Raw genomic sequence first — 16128 nt, 5'->3', positions numbered from 1 at the left:
TGTCACCCCGGACTTGATCCAGGATCCATGCCACAACGACCGCTGCCTTGCGCGAGTGAACATGCATGGCGGCACCAGGCCGCCATGACAAACCGAAAGTGCTGGTACGCCAGCAGCCTTAGACCATGCCCGACTTGACCATGGTGGCGCGCAGGCTGGCCATGTCGTCATCGACAAACTTGTCGAAGGCTGCGCCAGTCAGCAAGGCCGGTGTCCAGTTGTTTTTCTCGGAGGCTTCCATCCAGCTCTTGGATTTGACGGCCTTGAGAATCATCTCGGTCAGTGCCTGGCGCTCGGCCGCCGAGATGCCGGGTGCACCGTAAACACCGCGCCAGTTGCCGATCACCACGTTGATGCCCTGCTCCTTGAGCGTGGGCACGTTGACGCCCTTGAGGCGGGTGTCGGAGGTCACGGCCAGCGCCTTCATTTTTCCGGTGTTGATGTACTCCGCAAATTCGCTGTAGCCGCTGCCGCCCACGGTGACGTTGCCGCCCAGGATGGCTGCGGTGGCCTCACCGCCGCCCCGGAAAGCCACGTAGTTGATCTTGGAAGGGTCCACGCCAACTTCGCGCGCAATCATGGCCGCAGCGATGTGCTCGGTGGATCCGCGCGAACCGCCGCCCCACTTGACACTGCCGGGGTCTTTCTTGAGTTGGGCCACGACGTCGGCCATGGTCTTGAACGGCGAGTTGGCGGGCAGCACAAACACGTTGTATTCGCTGGTCAGGCGCGCAATCGGTGTGACCTGCGACAGGCTGACCGGTGGCTTGCCGGTGATCAGGCCGCCGAGCATCACCGCACCCATCACCATCAGCGCATTCGGGTCGCCCTTGCTGCCGTTGATGAACTGGGCCAGGCCCAGGGCCCCGGCGGCGCCGCCCTTGTTGTCATAACTGACGGTGGAGGCGGCGCCCGAGTCCGTCAGGGCCTTCCCGAGGGCACGGCCTGTGGTGTCCCAGCCGCCACCGGGGTTGGCCGGAATCATCATCTTCACATTGGCGGCAGCCAGGGCCGACAGGGGGAAAGCCCCGGTGGCGGCCAGCGCGGCCAGGGATTTCAAAAAGGTATCGCGACGCATGCATGTCTCCTTGTAGTGTTGGTAACAGAGCGATGATGCGCCTTCTGTCTGTCAAACGGCTGTCCGAAAGCCCTAGGGAAAGTGCTAATGTCCTGCCCATGCTGACCACCATGAAATTGCTGCTGATCGAGGACGACCCTTCCATGCAGGCTGCGCTGCAGCGCGCCCTGGGCCGGCGCGGCATGGAGGTGCTGGGCTGCACCGACGGTCGCAAGGCGCTGGCGCAATGGACGGCCGCCCAGCCTGATGTGGTGGTGCTGGACCTGAGCCTGCCCGGGCTGGATGGCCTGCAGGTGCTGGAGCAGGCGCGCCGCCAGGGGCTGGCCACCCCGGTGCTGATCCTGACGGCGCGCGGCACGGTGGGCGACCGCATCGTTGGCCTGAACCTGGGGGCCGACGACTACCTGCCCAAACCCTTTGACCTCGACGAACTCGAGGCCCGGCTGCGCGCCCTGAGCCGCCGGCGCACGGCGTCCAGCAGCGAGCCGGGGGCCGGCGACCACCTTGTGGGCCAGCTTCGTTATGAAAAGGAAAGCGGCGCCATTTACCACCGCGACCAGGTCCTCGAACTGACGCCGCGCGAGTTGGCCCTGCTGCAGGCCCTGATCGTCAAGCCCGGCCAGGCCGTGTCCAAGGAAAAACTGTTCGAACTGGTGTTTCCCGGCGAGACCGATGTGCAGTACGAGGCGGTGGAGGTGGTGGTGTACCGCCTGCGCAAGAAATTGGCGCACACCGGCGTGACCCTGGTCACCTTGCGCGGCCTGGGTTATTTGCTGAAAGTGGATGCATGAGTGCAGGCGCAGACACGCCGCGGGCGGCATCCGGTGCCATCTCGCTCAGGCGCTACCTTCTGCTGGGCATCCTGCTGCCGGTGGGCCTGCTGGTCACGCTCAACACGGCCAGCCTGTACAGCCAGGCGCTGGGCGCGGTCAACACCGCCTATGACCGCACGCTGCTGGCCTCGGCCAAGTCGATAGGCGAGCAGCTGGACGTGAGCGGCTATGACGGGCAGTCCGAACTGCGCGTGACCGTGCCGTATGCGGCGCTCGAAGCCTTCGAGGCCGACAACCAGAGCCGGCTTTTTTACCGGGTATCCAGCCTCAACGGCGAAATGGTCTCGGGTTATGCACAGCTGCCTTTCTGGCGCGGCCGCATCCCCGCCAAACCGCCCTACGCGGCACTGGTCGATTTTTACGACGATGTCTATGCGGGCGACGCGGTGCGCGTCGCGGTTTTGCTGCAGCCGGTGGCCAGCCCGAACGGGCGCGGCATGGCCGTCATCCAGGTGGCCGAAACGCTGGAGCTGCGCACCACGCTGGCGCGGAAAATCCTGTTCGACACCCTGTGGCGCCAGGCGCTGCTGCTGGCGGTGATTGCCCTGGTGGCCGTGGTGGTGGTGCAGCGCGCCACGCGCCCGGTGCGCCGCCTCAGCGCCGAACTGCAGGCACGGCCCGAGGGCGACCTGACGGCGATCGCCGCACCGGACGCGCCGCGCGAGCTGCTGCCGCTGGTCGAGGCGACCAACGAGGTCATGGGCCGGCTGCAGCACCTGCTGGACAACCAGAAACGTTTTGTGCGCGACGCGGCGCACCAGCTGCGCACGCCGCTGGCGGTGCTGAAGGTGCAGGTGCAGTCGGCGCTGCACGGCGACATGGACGCCCAGGCGGCGCTGGCCGAGATCAACCAGACCGTGGACCGCGCCACGCTGCTGGCCAACCAGATGCTGGCGCTGGCCAAGGTCGAGCAGTTGCGCCAGCAGGCGGACCTGGGGCCGGTGGACATGGACGCCGTCGTGCGCGCGGTCGCGCTGGACCTGGCGCCGCTGATTGCCGAGAAGGACCTGGACTTTGACATCGAAACCACGGCGGCCAGCGTCAATGCCCACGAATGGATGCTGGGTGAACTCTGCCGCAACCTGCTGCACAACGCGATCAAGCACTGCCAGCGCGGCGGCTCGCTGTCGGTGCGGCTCGTCACCGACACCCAGTACCTGGCCCTGACCGTCAGCGACAGCGGCCCCGGCATTTCGGGCGAACTGGCCGCCCGCCTGTACCAGCCGTTTTCGGCCGGCAATGTGCGCCACGGCTCGGGCCTAGGCCTGGCGATCTGCCGCGAGATCACGCAGGCGCTGGGCGGCAGCATCACACTGGAAAACCGCGAAGACCATGGGCGTATTGCCGGGCTGGACGCGACCGTGCGCCTGCCGCTGGTCCACAATGACGGGCAATGAAACACCGGTTTCCCCTTCCCTGGCATAGCGGCGCACGCGAGGTCAGCCATGCGGCTTGACAAGTGGTTGTGGGCCGCGCGCTTCTACAAGACCCGTTCGCTGGCGAGCGACGAAATCGGCAAAAACCGTGTGCAGGTCAACGGCCAGGACGCCAAGCCAGCGCGTGAGGTGAAGGCCGGCGACACGGTGGCGATGCGGCAGGGGCCGGTCACACGCACCGTGCAGGTCCGGGGCCTGAGCCAGCAGCGCGGACCGGCGCCGGTGGCGCAGCAGCTCTACGAAGAAACGCCGGAGAGCATCCAGTTGCGGGAGGCGGCGGCCGAGCAGCGCCGGCTGAACCATGAACCGGCCGGCAGCCTGGAGCACGGCCGCCCCACCAAACGCGACCGGCGCTCGCTGGACAAGGCCCAGGACAAGGCCTGGGGCGACCGCTGGAGCGCCTCGGTCGACTCCTGAAATGCTCCTTTTTTGATAGCTGCCTGCGCATATTCAGCAAGGGCCGGAAGCCTTTTTCACTAAAAAGAAGAGGCCGCCATCGTGGGCGGCACCGGACCGCTGCCGCGATGCATGCGCCTGCCCTGGGACCACCACACCAGCAGGGCCAGCAGCAGCGCGGGCAGGTAGAACCAGTGCGGCGTAGGCCTGTCGGTCGGCACCTTGATGGCGGTCACGTCCCAGCCCTGCTCCACCCCGGCCTTGGCGGCGCGTGAGCCGAACTTGGCCTGCCCGATCTGCAACGTGTCGCCCAGCGGCACCAGTTGCAGACCGGCATCGGCCAGGCGCTTGCGGCCTTCCGGGCCCTTGTCGCCGAGCTGAACCGCCACGGTCTTGACGATCTCGCGGCCTTCCAGCGTGGTGCCGCGCGTCACCATCACGACGCGGCCGTCGCTGTCCACATTGCGCGCGATCTCGAACACCTCGGCGGGTTTGGCGTCGCGGTACTCGGGCGCAAGCTGGTCCATGAAAAAGTCCGGGCGGAACAGCAGGATCACCGCCACCAGCAGCGCCGCGGTTTCCCACCAGCGGTTCCTGATGCGGAACCAGTGCATGGTGACAGCCGCAAACAGCAAGGTGGCCAGAATGCTGGCCGACACGATGCAGAAGAAGGAGAACGCCCCGCCGACATCGATCAGCAGCAACTGCGGATTGAAGATCCAGATGAAGGGCAGGATCACCGTGCGCAGCGCATAAATGGAGCCCTGGATGCCGGTCTCTATCGCGTCTTCTCCCGAGATGGCGGCCGCCGCGAAGGTGGCCAGCCCCACCGGGGGCGTGATGTCTCCCATGATGCCGTAATAGAAGACGAACAGGTGCACTGCGATCAGCGGAATCACCAGCCCCGACCGCGCGCCGAGGTCCACCACCACCGGCGCCATCAGCGTGGCCACCAGCACGTAGTTGGCCGTGGTCGGCACGCCCAGGCCCAGCACCAGGCAGGAAAACGCGATGAACAGCAGCATGACGATCACGTTGCCCTGCGACACAAACTCGACAAACTCCGTCATGCGCAGGCCCAGGCCCGTGAGTGTGATGCCGCCGACGATGATGCCGGCGGTTGCCGTGGCCACGCCGATGCCGATCATGTTGCGCGAACCGTCGTGAAAACCATCAACCACCGAACGCCAGCCCTCGTGCCAGGCGTCCGGCGTGCGCGTACGGCGCAGCCAGTCGATCAGCGGACGCTGCGACAGCATCAGCACGACGAGGATGGTGGCGGCCCAGAAAGCCGCCAGGGCCGGCGACATCTCCTCGACCATCAGGCACCAGATCAGCGTGCCGATGGGAATGAGAAAGTGCAGGCCGGCGCGCACCGTGGGCCAGGTGTCCAGCGCCTTGGGATGGTCGATGTCGATGTCCTGCGCCAGGTCGGGGCTGCGCGCCGCCTGGTGCAGGCACACGCCATAAAGCACCATCACCGCCAGCGCGATGACATAGGGTGCGGCACCGCCCAGCATGGCCTTCATGCCTTCGAACAGGTAGTACAGGGACCCGATCACGATGATGCTGCCCGAGATGCCGAAGGCATTGCGCAGCACGCGGTCGCGCAGCGGCTTGGGTTCCCGCCGGATGATGGGCTGCATGCCCATTTTCAGCGCCTCCAGGTGCACGATGTAGAACAGGCCGAGGTAGGACAGGATGGCCGGCAGGAAGGCATGGCGCACTATGTCCGAATATGGAATGCCGACATACTCGACCATCAGGAAGGCGGCCGCCCCCATCACCGGCGGCATGATCTGGCCGTCGACCGAGGACATGGTTTCGATGGCGCCGGCCTTCACGCCGCCGTAACCCGCCTTCTTCATGAGGGGAATGGTGAAGATGCCGCCCGAGACCACGTTGGACACCGACGAGCCGGAGATCATGCCGTTGAGGGCCGACGACACCACCGCCACCTTGGCCGGCCCGCCGCGCAGGTGGCCGAGCGCCGCAAAGCTCACCTGCATCATGTAGTTGCCGCCGCCCGCGCGGTCCAGCAAGGCGCCGAACAGCACGTACACAAAAATGGTGCCGGCCGACACGCCCAGCGCGATGCCGTACACGCCCTCGGTGGTCAGCCACATGTGCGAGACCAGCCGGTTTAACGAGGCGCCGCGGTGGGACAACACGTCGGGCAGCCAGGGACCGAGCATGCTGTAGGCCACGAAAACCACGGCCAGGGCCGCCATCGGCCAGCCGACCGCACGGCGTGTCGCCTCCAGCAGCAGCAGCATGCCGGCGCTGGCCACCACCACGTCCATCGTTGTCGGCTGGCCGGGTCGGGTGGCGATCTGCGCATAAAACAGCATGATGTAGGCGCCCGCAAACGCAGCCAGCAAGGCCAGCACCCAATCCAGCACCGGCACGTGGTCACGCGGCGAACTGTTGAGGGCCGGCCATGCCAGAAAAGCCAGGAACAGCGCGAAGCCCAGGTGGATGGCGCGCGCCTCGGTGTCGTTGAGGATGCCAAAGCCCAGCGCAAACGGCAAGGGCGAGGCATACCAGTACTGGAACAGCGCCCAGATGAGCGCGACGGAAAAAATGATGCCCGCGGTAAGACCCGTTGGCTTGCGCCCGCCGGTGTCCACCTTGGCCACGAGTTGCTGCAGCGCTTCAGGCGCCTTTTCGATATCGGTTGCCATGGTCATCCTTCAGGAACAGGAAGTCGCTTGCACGAGCTTCAAAAAAAAGGGCGAAGTCCACTCCGCCCTTTTCTGGTTGGCAAGCCGCACCCCGGCGCGGCCTGCAGCTGGCGTGCTGCGCCGGATTACTTGATCCAGCCCTTTTCCTTGTAGTAACGCACGGCACCTTCATGCAGCGGCGCGCTCAAGCCATCCTTGACCATGTTCTGCGGATTCAGGTTGGCCAGGGCCGGGTGCAGTTTCTTGAACTCGTCGAAGTTCTCGAACAAGGCCTTGGTCACCTGGTACACCGTCTCGGGCGAGGTCTTGGCCGAGGTCACGACCGTGGCCAGCACGCCGTAAGTGGCGGTGGGCTGCGGGTTGTTCGGGTACAGGCCGCCGGGAATCGTGACCTTGGCGTAATAAGGCTTGTCGGCCACCAGCTTGTCGACCACCGGGCCGGTGAGAGACACCAGTTTGGCTCCACACGACGTGGTCGGGTCCTGGATGTTGGCTGAAGGATGGCCCACGGCATAGTAGAAGCCGTCGATCTTGCCGTCGCACAGGGCCGGGCCGTGTTCGTCGGCCTTGAGTTCGGACGCCAGCGAGAAATCACCGAGCTTCCAGCCCATCGCAGCGAGCAGCTCTTCCATCGATGAACGTGTGCCGGAGCCGGGGTTGCCAACGTTGAAACGCTTGCCCTTGAAGTCCTCGAACTTCGTGATGTTGGCTTCCTTGCGCGCCACCACGGTGAAGGGCTCGGGATGCACCGCGAACACGGCGCGCAGGTCGCTGTAGGCGCCGTCCTTGTACTGGCCCAGGCCCTTGACGGCGTTGTACTGCACGTCCGACTGCGTGAAACCGAAGTCCAGTTCGCCGGCCTTGATGGTGTTGACGTTGAACACCGAGCCGCCGGTGGACTCGACCGAGCAGCGGATGCCGTGTTTCGCGCGGTCCTTGTTGACCAGGCGGCAAATGGCGCCGCCGGCGGCGTAATACACACCGGTCACGCCGCCGGTGCCTATGGTCACGAATTTCTGCTGGGCAACGGCCGGCGCAGACATCATGGCCGCGGCCATGGCCACAGCGGCACTCGCGGTGCTCAGGGCACTCAACGCAAACTTCTTGCTCATATCAGTTTCTCCAGGTTGTAAAACTTGTTGTTCAAGCCGCTGCGATCGCGGCATCCATGGCCGAACCAAGGCGCTCCACCACCATCGTCAGTTCGGTTTCGCTGCTGATGAACGGTGGCGCCAGCAGGACATGGTCACCATAACGGCCATCAACAGTGCCGCCCATCGGGTAAACCATCAAGCCGCGCGCCATCGCCTCCTTCTTGATGCGTGCATGCACTTTGCGTGCCGGATCGAACGGGGTCTTCTTCGCGCGGTCCTGCACCAGCTCGATGCCCCAGAACAAACCACGGCCGCGGATATCCCCGACATGGGGATGGTCGCCCCAGCTGCCCTGCATCAGCGTCTGCAGGAAGGCGCCCCGTGTGCGCACCTGGGCGATGAGCTGGTCGCGCTCGAACACCTGCTGCACGGCGAGCGCCGCCGCACAGGCAATGGCATGGCCCAGGTAGGTGTGGCCATGCTGGAAAAAGCCGGTGCCCTCCCGCATCGCATCGACAATTTTCTTCTGCGCCAGCACCGCACCAATCGGCTGGTAGCCACCGCCCAGGCCCTTGGCCACGGCCAGCAGGTCGGGCGACACACCCTCCTGCTCGCACGCATGCAGGGTGCCGGTGCGGCCCATGCCGCACATCACTTCATCGAGGATCAGCAACACGCCATACCGGTCGCAGACCTCGCGCACCGCCTTGAAGTAACCCGGTACCGGCGCCAGCACGCCGGCGGTCGCGCCACCCACGGTTTCGGCAATGAAGGCGATCACGCGGTCTGCGCCTTTTTCAAGGATGGCGTGCTCGAGTTCCTGCGCCAGGCGCTGGCCATAGCGCTCAGGCGTTTCGCCGGCCCGCTGCTCGCGGTAGGGATAACAGGGCGACACATGGGTGACCGGCATCAGGAGGGGCGCGAACGGTTCGCGCCGCCACTGGTTGCCGCCTATGGCCAGCGCGCCCAGGGTGTTGCCGTGGTAACTCTGCCTGCGCGCGATGAAATGCGTGCGCTGCGGCTGGCCGATCTCGACGAAATACTGGCGCGCCATCTTCAGCGTGGCCTCCATCGCCTCCGAGCCGCCGCTGACGAAATACACGTGGCTCATGCCTGGCGGTGCCGTCCGGATCAGCTGGGCGGCTAGTGTCTCGGCAACTTCGGTGGTGAAAAAGCTGGTGTGCGCATACGCCAGCTTGTCGATCTGCGCGTGCATGGCGGCCAGCACGTCGGGATGGCCGTGGCCCAGGCAGGACACTGCGGCGCCGCCCGAGGCGTCGATATAAGTCTTGCCATCGGCATCGGTCAGGTACACCCCCCGGCCGCTGACGGCCACCGGCGGCGTGTGCTGCAGCTCGCGGTGAAAGACATGGGTGGAGGCTGCAGGCATGGGCTTATTTCCTTGGTGAAGAAGTTTGTGGCCGGCCGGTGGCGGCCTTGTCGGCGCGTTCGTCCCAGTACGCGCCCTCGCTGTCCAGGCGATCCTGGCGGGTTTGCAGGTGGGCCAGCACCTTGCGGCCGCCGCGCACCGCCACGGCGGCGGCCAGCGCTTCGGTCAATGCCAGGGCGCCGACCATGGAATGGAAATACGAGGGGCTGTCGGTCCGGAACAGCAGCGTGTGGGTGGCCGAGCGGGCAATCGGCGACAGGGCGCTGTCCGTCAGGGCCAGCACGTCGGCGCCCTGTGCCCGTGCCTTCACCACGGCCTCCACCGTCTGGCGCGTGTACGCGGCGGCAGAAGTCACCACCAGCAGGTCGCCCGGGCCGATGTCGCCGATCTGGTCGGTCAGCGTGCCGCCCAGGCCCTGCACCAGCACGCCGTTGGACGCCAGCAAGCCATAGGTGTAGTGCAGGTGCAGCGCCAGGCCATGGCTGGCGCGCAGGCCCAGAAAATAAACGCGCCGCGCCTTCAGCATGGCATCGGCCGCGGCCTCCAGCTGCGCGGCCTGGTTCAGCCCGCTGACGGACGCGGTGTTGGCGTGTTGCGTTTCATTGAGCAACGCCAGCCAGTCCTTGTCATGCCGCGCGCTGGCCTGCAGCACCTCGGCCCGCCCGGCATACCCCGCCTGCGCCGAAAAAGACTCCTGGCAGAGATGCTTGATCGCCTCAAAGCCCTGGAAGCCCAGGGCCTGCGACAGCCGGCTCAGGGTCGCCGGCGCCAGCCCGGCCCGGCGCGCGCACTCACGCATGGAATGCAGCGCCACCTCGCGCGGATGCGCCTCGATCCAGCGCGCCGCACGGAGCAGTTCCGGACTCAGGCCGTCAAGCGGAACGTTGGCAAACAGTGAGGAAGTCGGCATGAAACATTTGTATCAATATTTCGCGAAATATAGCACAAGTGTTTCATACAACAAAACAGGCGCGGACTGCGCCCGGCAGTCCTCAGCCGCAGCGCACCCGCCGAATCACGCCGGCGGCGTCCAGCTCGAGGTTGAGCCGCTGGGCGTTGAACTCCATGGTAACGACCTGGTTGGGACGCAGCACCCGCGCCATGTAGGAGCCCGAGCGCTGGCGTGCTTCCTCGACCACACTCGCCCCCGGCGCCTTGCCAATCGCGAACCGGGCACCGTCCGCATTGCAGGCCGTTCCCGGGGGAGCTGGCGGCATGGGGCTGGCGCCCGTCGAGGGTGCACCGGGCGCAGCACAGCCGGCCAGAACGGCAAGACAGGCCAGCGTCGCGCTGATCAGGGGGGTCTTCAACAACATGGGGGCTCCGGGAGATAAAGCGCCACCATAACGTCTGCGCCCCGGCGACGCCTGCTTTTTTACGACTGGTTGCGACACGGCGTGCGGCGCCATCTGAAGCAGGACAAAAAAAAGCCACCTTGCGGTGGCTTTTTGTCTGGCGGAAACGGAGGGATTCGAACCCTCGATGAGGCTCTACACCCCATACTCCCTTAGCAGGGGAGCACCTTCGGCCACTCGGTCACGTTTCCTGAATTCTGTCTGAGCCCGGATTATCTCACGACTTGGGCCGCTGTCCAGCGATCAGGGGCTTGCCGCCGGCTGGTCCAGGTCAAAAGCCTTGTGCAAGGCACGCACGGCCAGCTCCATGTACTTCTCGTCGATCACCACCGAGGTCTTGATTTCGCTGGTGGAAATCATCTGGATGTTGATGCCTTCTTCGCTCAGGCAGCGGAACATCTTGCTGGCAATGCCGACATGGCTGCGCATGCCGATCCCGACGATGCTGACCTTGCAGATCTTCGCGTCGCCGGTGATCTCCTGCGCGCCCAGCTTGGGCAGCACCTCGGCCTTGAGCAGGTCGATGGCGCGCGCGTAGTCGTTGCGGTGCACGGTGAAGCTGAAATCGGTCTTGCCGTCCTTGCTGATGTTCTGGATGATCACATCGACTTCGATGTTGGCGTCGGCCACGGCGCCCAGGATCTGGTAGGCAATGCCCGGGGTGTCTGGCACGCCGAGGATGGAGATTTTGGCTTCGTCGCGGTTGAACGCGATGCCCGATACGATGGCTTGTTCCATTTTTTCGTCTTCCTCAAAACTGATCAGGGTGCCGGACTTGGCCTCTTCGTCGATGTCGATGTCCCAGGGCGTGAAGCTCGAGAGCACGCGCAGGGGCACCTTGTACTTGCCCGCAAACTCGACCGAGCGGATCTGCAGCACCTTGGAGCCCATCGATGCCATCTCGAGCATCTCTTCAAAACTCACGGTCTGCAGGCGGCGTGCTTCCGGAACGACGCGCGGGTCGGTGGTGTACACGCCGTCCACGTCGGTGTAGATCAGGCACTCATGCGCCTTCATGGCGGCCGCCACGGCCACGGCCGAGGTGTCCGAGCCGCCGCGGCCCAGCGTGGTGATATTGCCGCCGTCGTCCATGCCCTGAAAGCCGGTGATGATGACCACCTTGCCGGCATCCAGGTCGGCGCGCACGCGCTTGTCGTCGATCGACTCGATGCGGGCCTTGGTGTAGGCGCTGTTGGTCCGGATGGGCATCTGCCAGCCGGCGTAACTGACGGCGTCCATGCCCTCGGCCTGTAGCGCGATCGCCAGCAGCGCACTGGAGGCCTGCTCGCCGGTGGCGGCCAGGGCGTCGAGTTCGCGGTGGTAGGCGTCGCTGGCCTTGGCAGGCGCGAGTTCCTTGGCCAGGCCCAGCAGGCGGTTGGTTTCGCCGCTCATGGCACTGGGCACCACCACCATCTGGTGGCCGGCTCTGGCCCACTTGGCCACGCGTTTGGCGACATTGCGGATGCGCTCGGTCGAGCCCATCGAGGTGCCGCCGTATTTATGAACGATCAAAGCCATTGCAGGGTGTCAATCAGGAGTTGGGAGTGCGGTTTTTTGCTTTTTTGGCGGAAAGCGCTGCGAAAAGCGCCCTGGCGGCAGGCCAGCAAAGCCTTCAATTATACCCAGCAGCGTCAGCGGGCCGGCTCCGCAGCGTAGTGCAAATACGCACCCTCCCGTGTCACGTGGCCATTGGCCACCTTCAGGTCAATCCGGTGGCCGCGCGTGGTGCAGGCCGCCACCTGCGCCAGCAACTGGTCGAGCTGCGCCGTGCTCGGTGTGGCCTGGTGGGCGTCCAGCAGCCAGTGGCGCAGCGCGTTGGCCTGGCGCGGTCCGGACAGAAGTTGCAGGGCCTTGATCTCGGGGGGGCTGCCGAGCAGTTGCAGGTCTTCACGCGCCACCTCGAGCAGCACGGCCTGTGCCTGCGCCGCATGCCGGGCGCTGCGTGCAAAGGTTTCGCGAAACTGCGGGAAGGCCTGCGCCAGTGCCGGCAGCAGGCGTGCGCGAATGCGGTTGCGCGTGAAACGCTCGTCGGTGTTGCTCGGGTCCTCGATGAAGGCGGCGCCGCGCCGCGCCAGCCAGGCGCGGATCTCCGGCGCCGGCACCTGCAGCAGGGGGCGGTGGTAGTCCAGGCCGTCGCGCTGCCAGTGGGCCGGCATGGCGCTCAGGCCGGGCAGCCCGGCACCGCGGCTCAGCGCCAGCAGCATGGTCTCGACCTGGTCATCGGCATGTTGTGCAAGTGCTATGCTTTTGATAGCTGGCTGCACCCACTCCTCATGGGCCAGGGCCCGAAATGCCTCATAACGCGCCTTGCGGGCGGCGTCTTCCGGACTGTCGCCGGATGCATGCCTGGCCATGACCCGCACGACCCGCAAGGGCACGTCCAGCTGCACACAAACGGCTTCGCAGTGACTGGCAAATCCGTCGGCAGCGGCCTGCAGGCCGTGGTGCACATGCACCGCCCTCACCTGCCCCGGCCACTTGTCGGTGCAGGCCAGCAGCAGGGCCGTGGAGTCGGCGCCGCCGCTGTAGGCCACGGCCACAGGCAGTGACGGTGAAAAGACGCGCAGGGCGTCGTCGACGCTGGTGCTCACGGGGCAAGCCTCGCCTTGGGACGGATGCGGCGGCTCATGTCAGGTCAGCCACCGCAGGCGGGCGACGGGTTATTTCGCGTCGGCCTTGGTGTCGGTGTAGCGGCCATAACTTTGCAGGCGCTCGTAGCGGCGGTCCAGCAGTTCCTTGACCTTGAGGTCGCTGACCTGGCGGAAGGCGTCGTTGAGCGCGCGCTTGAGGAAAGCGGCCATCTGCTTGTGGTCGCGGTGCGCGCCGCCCACCGGTTCGTTGACGATCTTGTCGATCACGCCGAGCGCCTTCAGGCGGTGCGCGGTGATGCCCAGGGCCTCGGCGGCTTCCTCGGCTTTTTCCGAGGTTTTCCAGAGAATGGAGGCGCAACCTTCCGGGCTGATGACCGAGTAGATGGAGTACTGCAGCATCACGACCTGGTCGGCCACCGAGATGGCCAGCGCGCCGCCGGAGCCGCCTTCGCCGATGATGGTGGTGATGATGGGCACCTCAAGCTGCGCCATCTCGAAGATGTTGCGGCCGATGGCTTCGGACTGGCCGCGCTCCTCGGCGTCGATGCCGGGGTAGGCGCCCGGGGTGTCGACAAAAGTGAACACCGGCAGCTTGAACTTCTCGGCGGTTTTCATCAGGCGCAGGGCCTTGCGGTAACCCTCGGGCTTGCTCATGCCGAAGTTGCGCAGGCCGCGCTCTTTCGTGTCGCGGCCCTTCTGGTGACCCAGCACCATGCAGGCGGTGCCGTTGAAACGCGCCAGGCCGCCGACGATGCTCAGGTCGTCGGAAAAATGCCGGTCACCGTGCAGCTCGACAAAGTCGGTGAACAGCTCGTTGACATAGTCGAGCGTGTAGGGCCGCTCGGGGTGACGCGCGATCTTGGTGATCTGCCAGGGCGTCAGGTCGCTGTAAATGTCCTTGGTGAGCTGCTGGCTCTTTTTGGCGAGCTGGTCGATCTCTTCCGAGATGTCGACCGCCGACTCGGTCTGCACGTAACGCAGCTCTTCTATTTTTCCTTCGAGCTCCGCAATCGGCTGCTCGAAATCGAGAAAGGTCTTCTTGGCCATGGTCTGCTCCTCAGGCTTCTTGATTAGGGTTTCTCGGCACCCAGGACCGGCAAGGGGTCCAGCGAGCGCCAAATATACCAAGTTGCGACGCTGCAAAACGGCGCCCAGGCGGCGGCGACTTCGCGCGCATCGCTGCGGCTGACCGATTCACCGGAAAAATAGTTCTGGCTGATGCCGTTGATCAGCCCCACATCGTCAAGCGGCAACACGTTGGGGCGTGTCAGGTAAAAGATCAGGAACATCTCGGCGGTCCAGCGGCCAATGCCGCGAATCGCCACCAGTTCGGCAATGATGGCCTCGTCGTCCATCGCCGCCCAGTCCTTGACGTGCACCGTGCCGGCGTCGAAGTGGATCGCCAGGTCCACCAGGTACTCGACCTTGCGCGCACTCAGGCCGGCGGCGCGCATGTCGTCCACCTTGAGCTTGAGCACGTTGCCGGGCGTCATTTTTTTCGGCAGCGCATCGAAACGGTGCCAGACCGTCTGCGCCGCCTTCACGGAAATCTGCTGGCCCACGATGCTGCGCGCCAGCGTGCTGAAGGCGTCCCCGCGCGACTGCAGGCAGGCGTCGCCGAACTGCGGGATCAGGCGCTTCATGACCCGGTCTTTCTTGACCAGGTGTTTGCAGGCCTCGGCCCAGTAGCCCGGCACGATGGTCGCCACCGGCTCGACGACATCGGCCAGCTCGGTGCTGGCCGGGCCGCTTTTTACTATCTTTTTCATAGCTGCTTGCGCCCGTCCGTCATGGGCCGAAGGCATTTTTTTCTTGAAAAACGAGTCATGAACCAACCTCCCAGGTTGTGCCGGACGGCGCGTCTTTCAGCACAATGCCGCGCGCCAGCAGGTCCTGGCGGATGCGGTCGGCTTCAGCAAAGTTCTTGCCAGCCTTGGCGGCAGCGCGCTGCGCGATCAGGCCCTGGATGGCGGCGGCGTCCAGGCCGGCGCCGGCCTGCAAAAAGGCGGCCGGATCGTTTTGCAGCAGGCCCAGGCACGCGCCCAAGGCCTTGAGCAGCCCCGCCAGTTCGGGCGACCGGGTCTTGTTGACCTCGCCCGCCAAATCGAACAGCACGGCCATCGCCTCGGGGGTGCCGAAATCATCGTCCATGGCCGCCTTGAAACGGGCGGCAAATGGCTGCGACCAGTCGATCACCACCGCGGCCGGCTGGACCAGGTGCAACGCGGTGTACAGGCGCTTGAGCGCATTGCGCGCATCGTCCAGGTGCGCATCGCTGTAGTTGAGCGCGCTGCGGTAGTGCGCACGCACGATGAAAAAGCGCACGGTCTCCGGGTCGTATTGCGCCAGCACCTCGCGGATGGTGAAGAAGTTGCCCAGGCTTTTGGACATTTTCTCGTTGTCCACCCGCACAAAACCGTTGTGCACCCAGAAGCGGGCCAGCGGCTTGCCGTTGGCGCCTTCGCTCTGGGCGATCTCGTTTTCGTGGTGCGGAAACTGCAGGTCGGCGCCGCCGCCATGGATGTCGAAGGTCTCGCCCAGGGTCTGGCAGCTCATGGCCGAACACTCGATGTGCCAGCCCGGCCGGCCCCTGCCGTAACTGCTGTCCCACTGGGCATCTGCGGGTTCGGCCGGTTTGGCCGCTTTCCACAGCACAAAATCGAGCGGATCTTCCTTGCCGTCCAGCACGGCGACACGCTCGCCAGCGCGCAGCTCGTCGAGCGACTTGCCGGACAGCTTGCCGTAGCCTTCAAACTTGCGCACCGCGTAGTTCACGTCGCCGTTGTCCGAGCGGTAGGCCAGGCCTTTTTGCTCCAGCGTGGCGATCATGCCCAGCATCTGCGGCACATATTCGGTGGCGCGCGGCTCCAGCGTGGGCGGCTCGATGCCGAGTGCGCCGATGTCCTGGTGCATCGCCGTGATCATCTCGTCGGTCAGCGCCCGGATGGTGATGCCGCGCTCGACGGCGCGCTTGATGATCTTGTCGTCGATGTCGGTGATGTTGCGCACATAGGTGACCTGGTAGCCACTGACCTTGAGCCAGCGCTGGATCACGTCAAAGGCCATCATCATGCGGGCATGGCCGATGTGGCACAGGTCGTAAATGGTCATGCCGCACACATACATGCGCACCTGGCCGGGAACCAGGGGCGAAAAATCTTCTACGGCACGCGTCAACGTGTTGTAAATGCGAAGGCTCATGAAAAATCTGGGTGTTCAGTCTGGCTGGAATCGCCGGAACCGGAAGGGGGCGCTGGAGCGGGGGCGGGGG

General features: G+C 65.3%; 14 protein-coding genes and 1 tRNA gene. 3 read left to right on the top strand and 12 right to left on the bottom strand.

Features of this window, described 5'->3' with window-relative positions:
- Positions 1-118 precede the first annotated feature (118 nt).
- The gene (locus B7G53_RS16940; RefSeq protein WP_096669836.1) at positions 119-1078 is read right to left on the bottom strand and encodes a Bug family tripartite tricarboxylate transporter substrate binding protein; all 960 of its coding nucleotides are present in this window, start codon (positions 1076-1078) and stop codon (positions 119-121) included.
- A 110-nt stretch (positions 1079-1188) separates the two neighbouring features.
- On the opposite strand from B7G53_RS16940, the gene B7G53_RS16935 reads away from it, so the two are divergent.
- From B7G53_RS16935 to B7G53_RS16925, 3 genes are read left to right on the top strand one after another with little or no spacing between them, the layout of a single operon-like run.
- Positions 1189-1869, top strand: a complete 681-nt coding sequence (locus tag B7G53_RS16935; protein WP_255250056.1) for a response regulator transcription factor — start codon at positions 1189-1191, stop codon at positions 1867-1869.
- The gene (locus B7G53_RS16930) at positions 1866-3308 is read left to right on the top strand and encodes a sensor histidine kinase (RefSeq protein ID WP_096669834.1); all 1443 of its coding nucleotides are present in this window, start codon (positions 1866-1868) and stop codon (positions 3306-3308) included. The genes B7G53_RS16935 and B7G53_RS16930 overlap by 4 nt, the downstream gene beginning before the upstream one ends.
- A 48-nt stretch (positions 3309-3356) precedes the next feature.
- A complete protein-coding gene (locus B7G53_RS16925; RefSeq protein ID WP_096669832.1) occupies positions 3357-3764 on the top strand; it encodes an RNA-binding S4 domain-containing protein in 408 nt (135 codons plus the stop codon).
- A gap of 59 nt (positions 3765-3823) precedes the next feature.
- Here the strand turns inward: B7G53_RS16925 and B7G53_RS16920 are convergent, their stop codons facing one another.
- The 11 genes from B7G53_RS16920 to cysS all read right to left on the bottom strand — a co-directional run bounded on the left by B7G53_RS16920 (position 3824) and on the right by cysS (position 16058).
- Entirely contained in the window at positions 3824-6427 is a 2604-nt protein-coding gene (locus B7G53_RS16920) for a TRAP transporter permease (protein ID WP_096669922.1), read from the bottom strand.
- Positions 6428-6552: 125 nt separating this feature from the next.
- Positions 6553-7539 (bottom strand): TAXI family TRAP transporter solute-binding subunit, encoded by a 987-nt coding sequence (locus B7G53_RS16915; RefSeq protein ID WP_096669830.1) that lies wholly within the window; start codon positions 7537-7539, stop codon positions 6553-6555.
- 31 nt (positions 7540-7570) lie between these two features.
- Positions 7571-8911: an aspartate aminotransferase family protein gene (locus tag B7G53_RS16910; RefSeq protein ID WP_096669828.1), complete on the bottom strand. Its 1341-nt coding sequence runs from the start codon at positions 8909-8911 to the stop codon at positions 7571-7573.
- A 4-nt stretch (positions 8912-8915) separates the two neighbouring features.
- Complete coding sequence (locus B7G53_RS16905; protein ID WP_096669826.1) at positions 8916-9821, bottom strand: MurR/RpiR family transcriptional regulator; 906 nt, start codon at positions 9819-9821, stop codon at positions 8916-8918.
- 82 nt (positions 9822-9903) lie between these two features.
- Positions 9904-10227: an I78 family peptidase inhibitor gene (locus tag B7G53_RS16900; protein ID WP_096669824.1), complete on the bottom strand. Its 324-nt coding sequence runs from the start codon at positions 10225-10227 to the stop codon at positions 9904-9906.
- 137 nt (positions 10228-10364) lie between these two features.
- Positions 10365-10457, bottom strand: a tRNA-Ser gene (locus tag B7G53_RS16895).
- Positions 10458-10509: 52 nt separating this feature from the next.
- The gene (locus B7G53_RS16890; protein WP_096669822.1) at positions 10510-11784 is read right to left on the bottom strand and encodes an aspartate kinase; all 1275 of its coding nucleotides are present in this window, start codon (positions 11782-11784) and stop codon (positions 10510-10512) included.
- Positions 11785-11897: 113 nt separating this feature from the next.
- Positions 11898-12857, bottom strand: a complete 960-nt coding sequence (gene tilS, locus B7G53_RS16885) for a tRNA lysidine(34) synthetase TilS (RefSeq protein WP_096669820.1) — start codon at positions 12855-12857, stop codon at positions 11898-11900.
- Between the two features lie 69 nt (positions 12858-12926).
- The gene (locus tag B7G53_RS16880) at positions 12927-13904 is read right to left on the bottom strand and encodes an acetyl-CoA carboxylase carboxyltransferase subunit alpha (protein WP_096669818.1); all 978 of its coding nucleotides are present in this window, start codon (positions 13902-13904) and stop codon (positions 12927-12929) included.
- A gap of 23 nt (positions 13905-13927) precedes the next feature.
- A complete protein-coding gene (locus B7G53_RS16875) occupies positions 13928-14626 on the bottom strand; it encodes a DNA-3-methyladenine glycosylase family protein (RefSeq protein WP_096669816.1) in 699 nt (232 codons plus the stop codon).
- A 55-nt stretch (positions 14627-14681) separates the two neighbouring features.
- Positions 14682-16058: a cysteine--tRNA ligase gene (gene cysS, locus B7G53_RS16870; RefSeq protein WP_096669814.1), complete on the bottom strand. Its 1377-nt coding sequence runs from the start codon at positions 16056-16058 to the stop codon at positions 14682-14684.
- Positions 16059-16128 lie beyond the last annotated feature (70 nt).

It is taken from the genome of Polaromonas sp. AET17H-212 (genome assembly GCF_002379085.1).
Taxonomy (GTDB): Bacteria; Pseudomonadota; Gammaproteobacteria; order Burkholderiales; family Burkholderiaceae_C; genus Polaromonas.
Note: the sequence above shows the minus strand (reverse complement) of the source record. Positions and strands in the feature narration are given on the sequence as shown.

What these genes read in the sequence shown, in the direction of transcription:
- B7G53_RS16940 (WP_096669836.1), bottom strand. Translation starts at nt 1,078, where the DNA reads ATGCGTCGCGATACCTTTTTGAAATCCCTGGCCGCGCTGGCCGCCACC.
- B7G53_RS16935 (WP_255250056.1), top strand. Translation starts at nt 1,189, where the DNA reads ATGAAATTGCTGCTGATCGAGGACGACCCTTCCATGCAGGCTGCGCTG.
- B7G53_RS16930 (WP_096669834.1), top strand. Translation starts at nt 1,866, where the DNA reads ATGAGTGCAGGCGCAGACACGCCGCGGGCGGCATCCGGTGCCATCTCG.
- B7G53_RS16925 (WP_096669832.1), top strand. Translation starts at nt 3,357, where the DNA reads ATGCGGCTTGACAAGTGGTTGTGGGCCGCGCGCTTCTACAAGACCCGT.
- B7G53_RS16920 (WP_096669922.1), bottom strand. Translation starts at nt 6,427, where the DNA reads ATGGCAACCGATATCGAAAAGGCGCCTGAAGCGCTGCAGCAACTCGTG.
- B7G53_RS16915 (WP_096669830.1), bottom strand. Translation starts at nt 7,539, where the DNA reads ATGAGCAAGAAGTTTGCGTTGAGTGCCCTGAGCACCGCGAGTGCCGCT.
- B7G53_RS16910 (WP_096669828.1), bottom strand. Translation starts at nt 8,911, where the DNA reads ATGCCTGCAGCCTCCACCCATGTCTTTCACCGCGAGCTGCAGCACACG.
- B7G53_RS16905 (WP_096669826.1), bottom strand. Translation starts at nt 9,821, where the DNA reads ATGCCGACTTCCTCACTGTTTGCCAACGTTCCGCTTGACGGCCTGAGT.
- B7G53_RS16900 (WP_096669824.1), bottom strand. Translation starts at nt 10,227, where the DNA reads ATGTTGTTGAAGACCCCCCTGATCAGCGCGACGCTGGCCTGTCTTGCC.
- B7G53_RS16890 (WP_096669822.1), bottom strand. Translation starts at nt 11,784, where the DNA reads ATGGCTTTGATCGTTCATAAATACGGCGGCACCTCGATGGGCTCGACC.
- B7G53_RS16880 (WP_096669818.1), bottom strand. Translation starts at nt 13,904, where the DNA reads ATGGCCAAGAAGACCTTTCTCGATTTCGAGCAGCCGATTGCGGAGCTC.
- B7G53_RS16875 (WP_096669816.1), bottom strand. Translation starts at nt 14,626, where the DNA reads ATGAAAAAGATAGTAAAAAGCGGCCCGGCCAGCACCGAGCTGGCCGAT.
- cysS (WP_096669814.1), bottom strand. Translation starts at nt 16,058, where the DNA reads ATGAGCCTTCGCATTTACAACACGTTGACGCGTGCCGTAGAAGATTTT.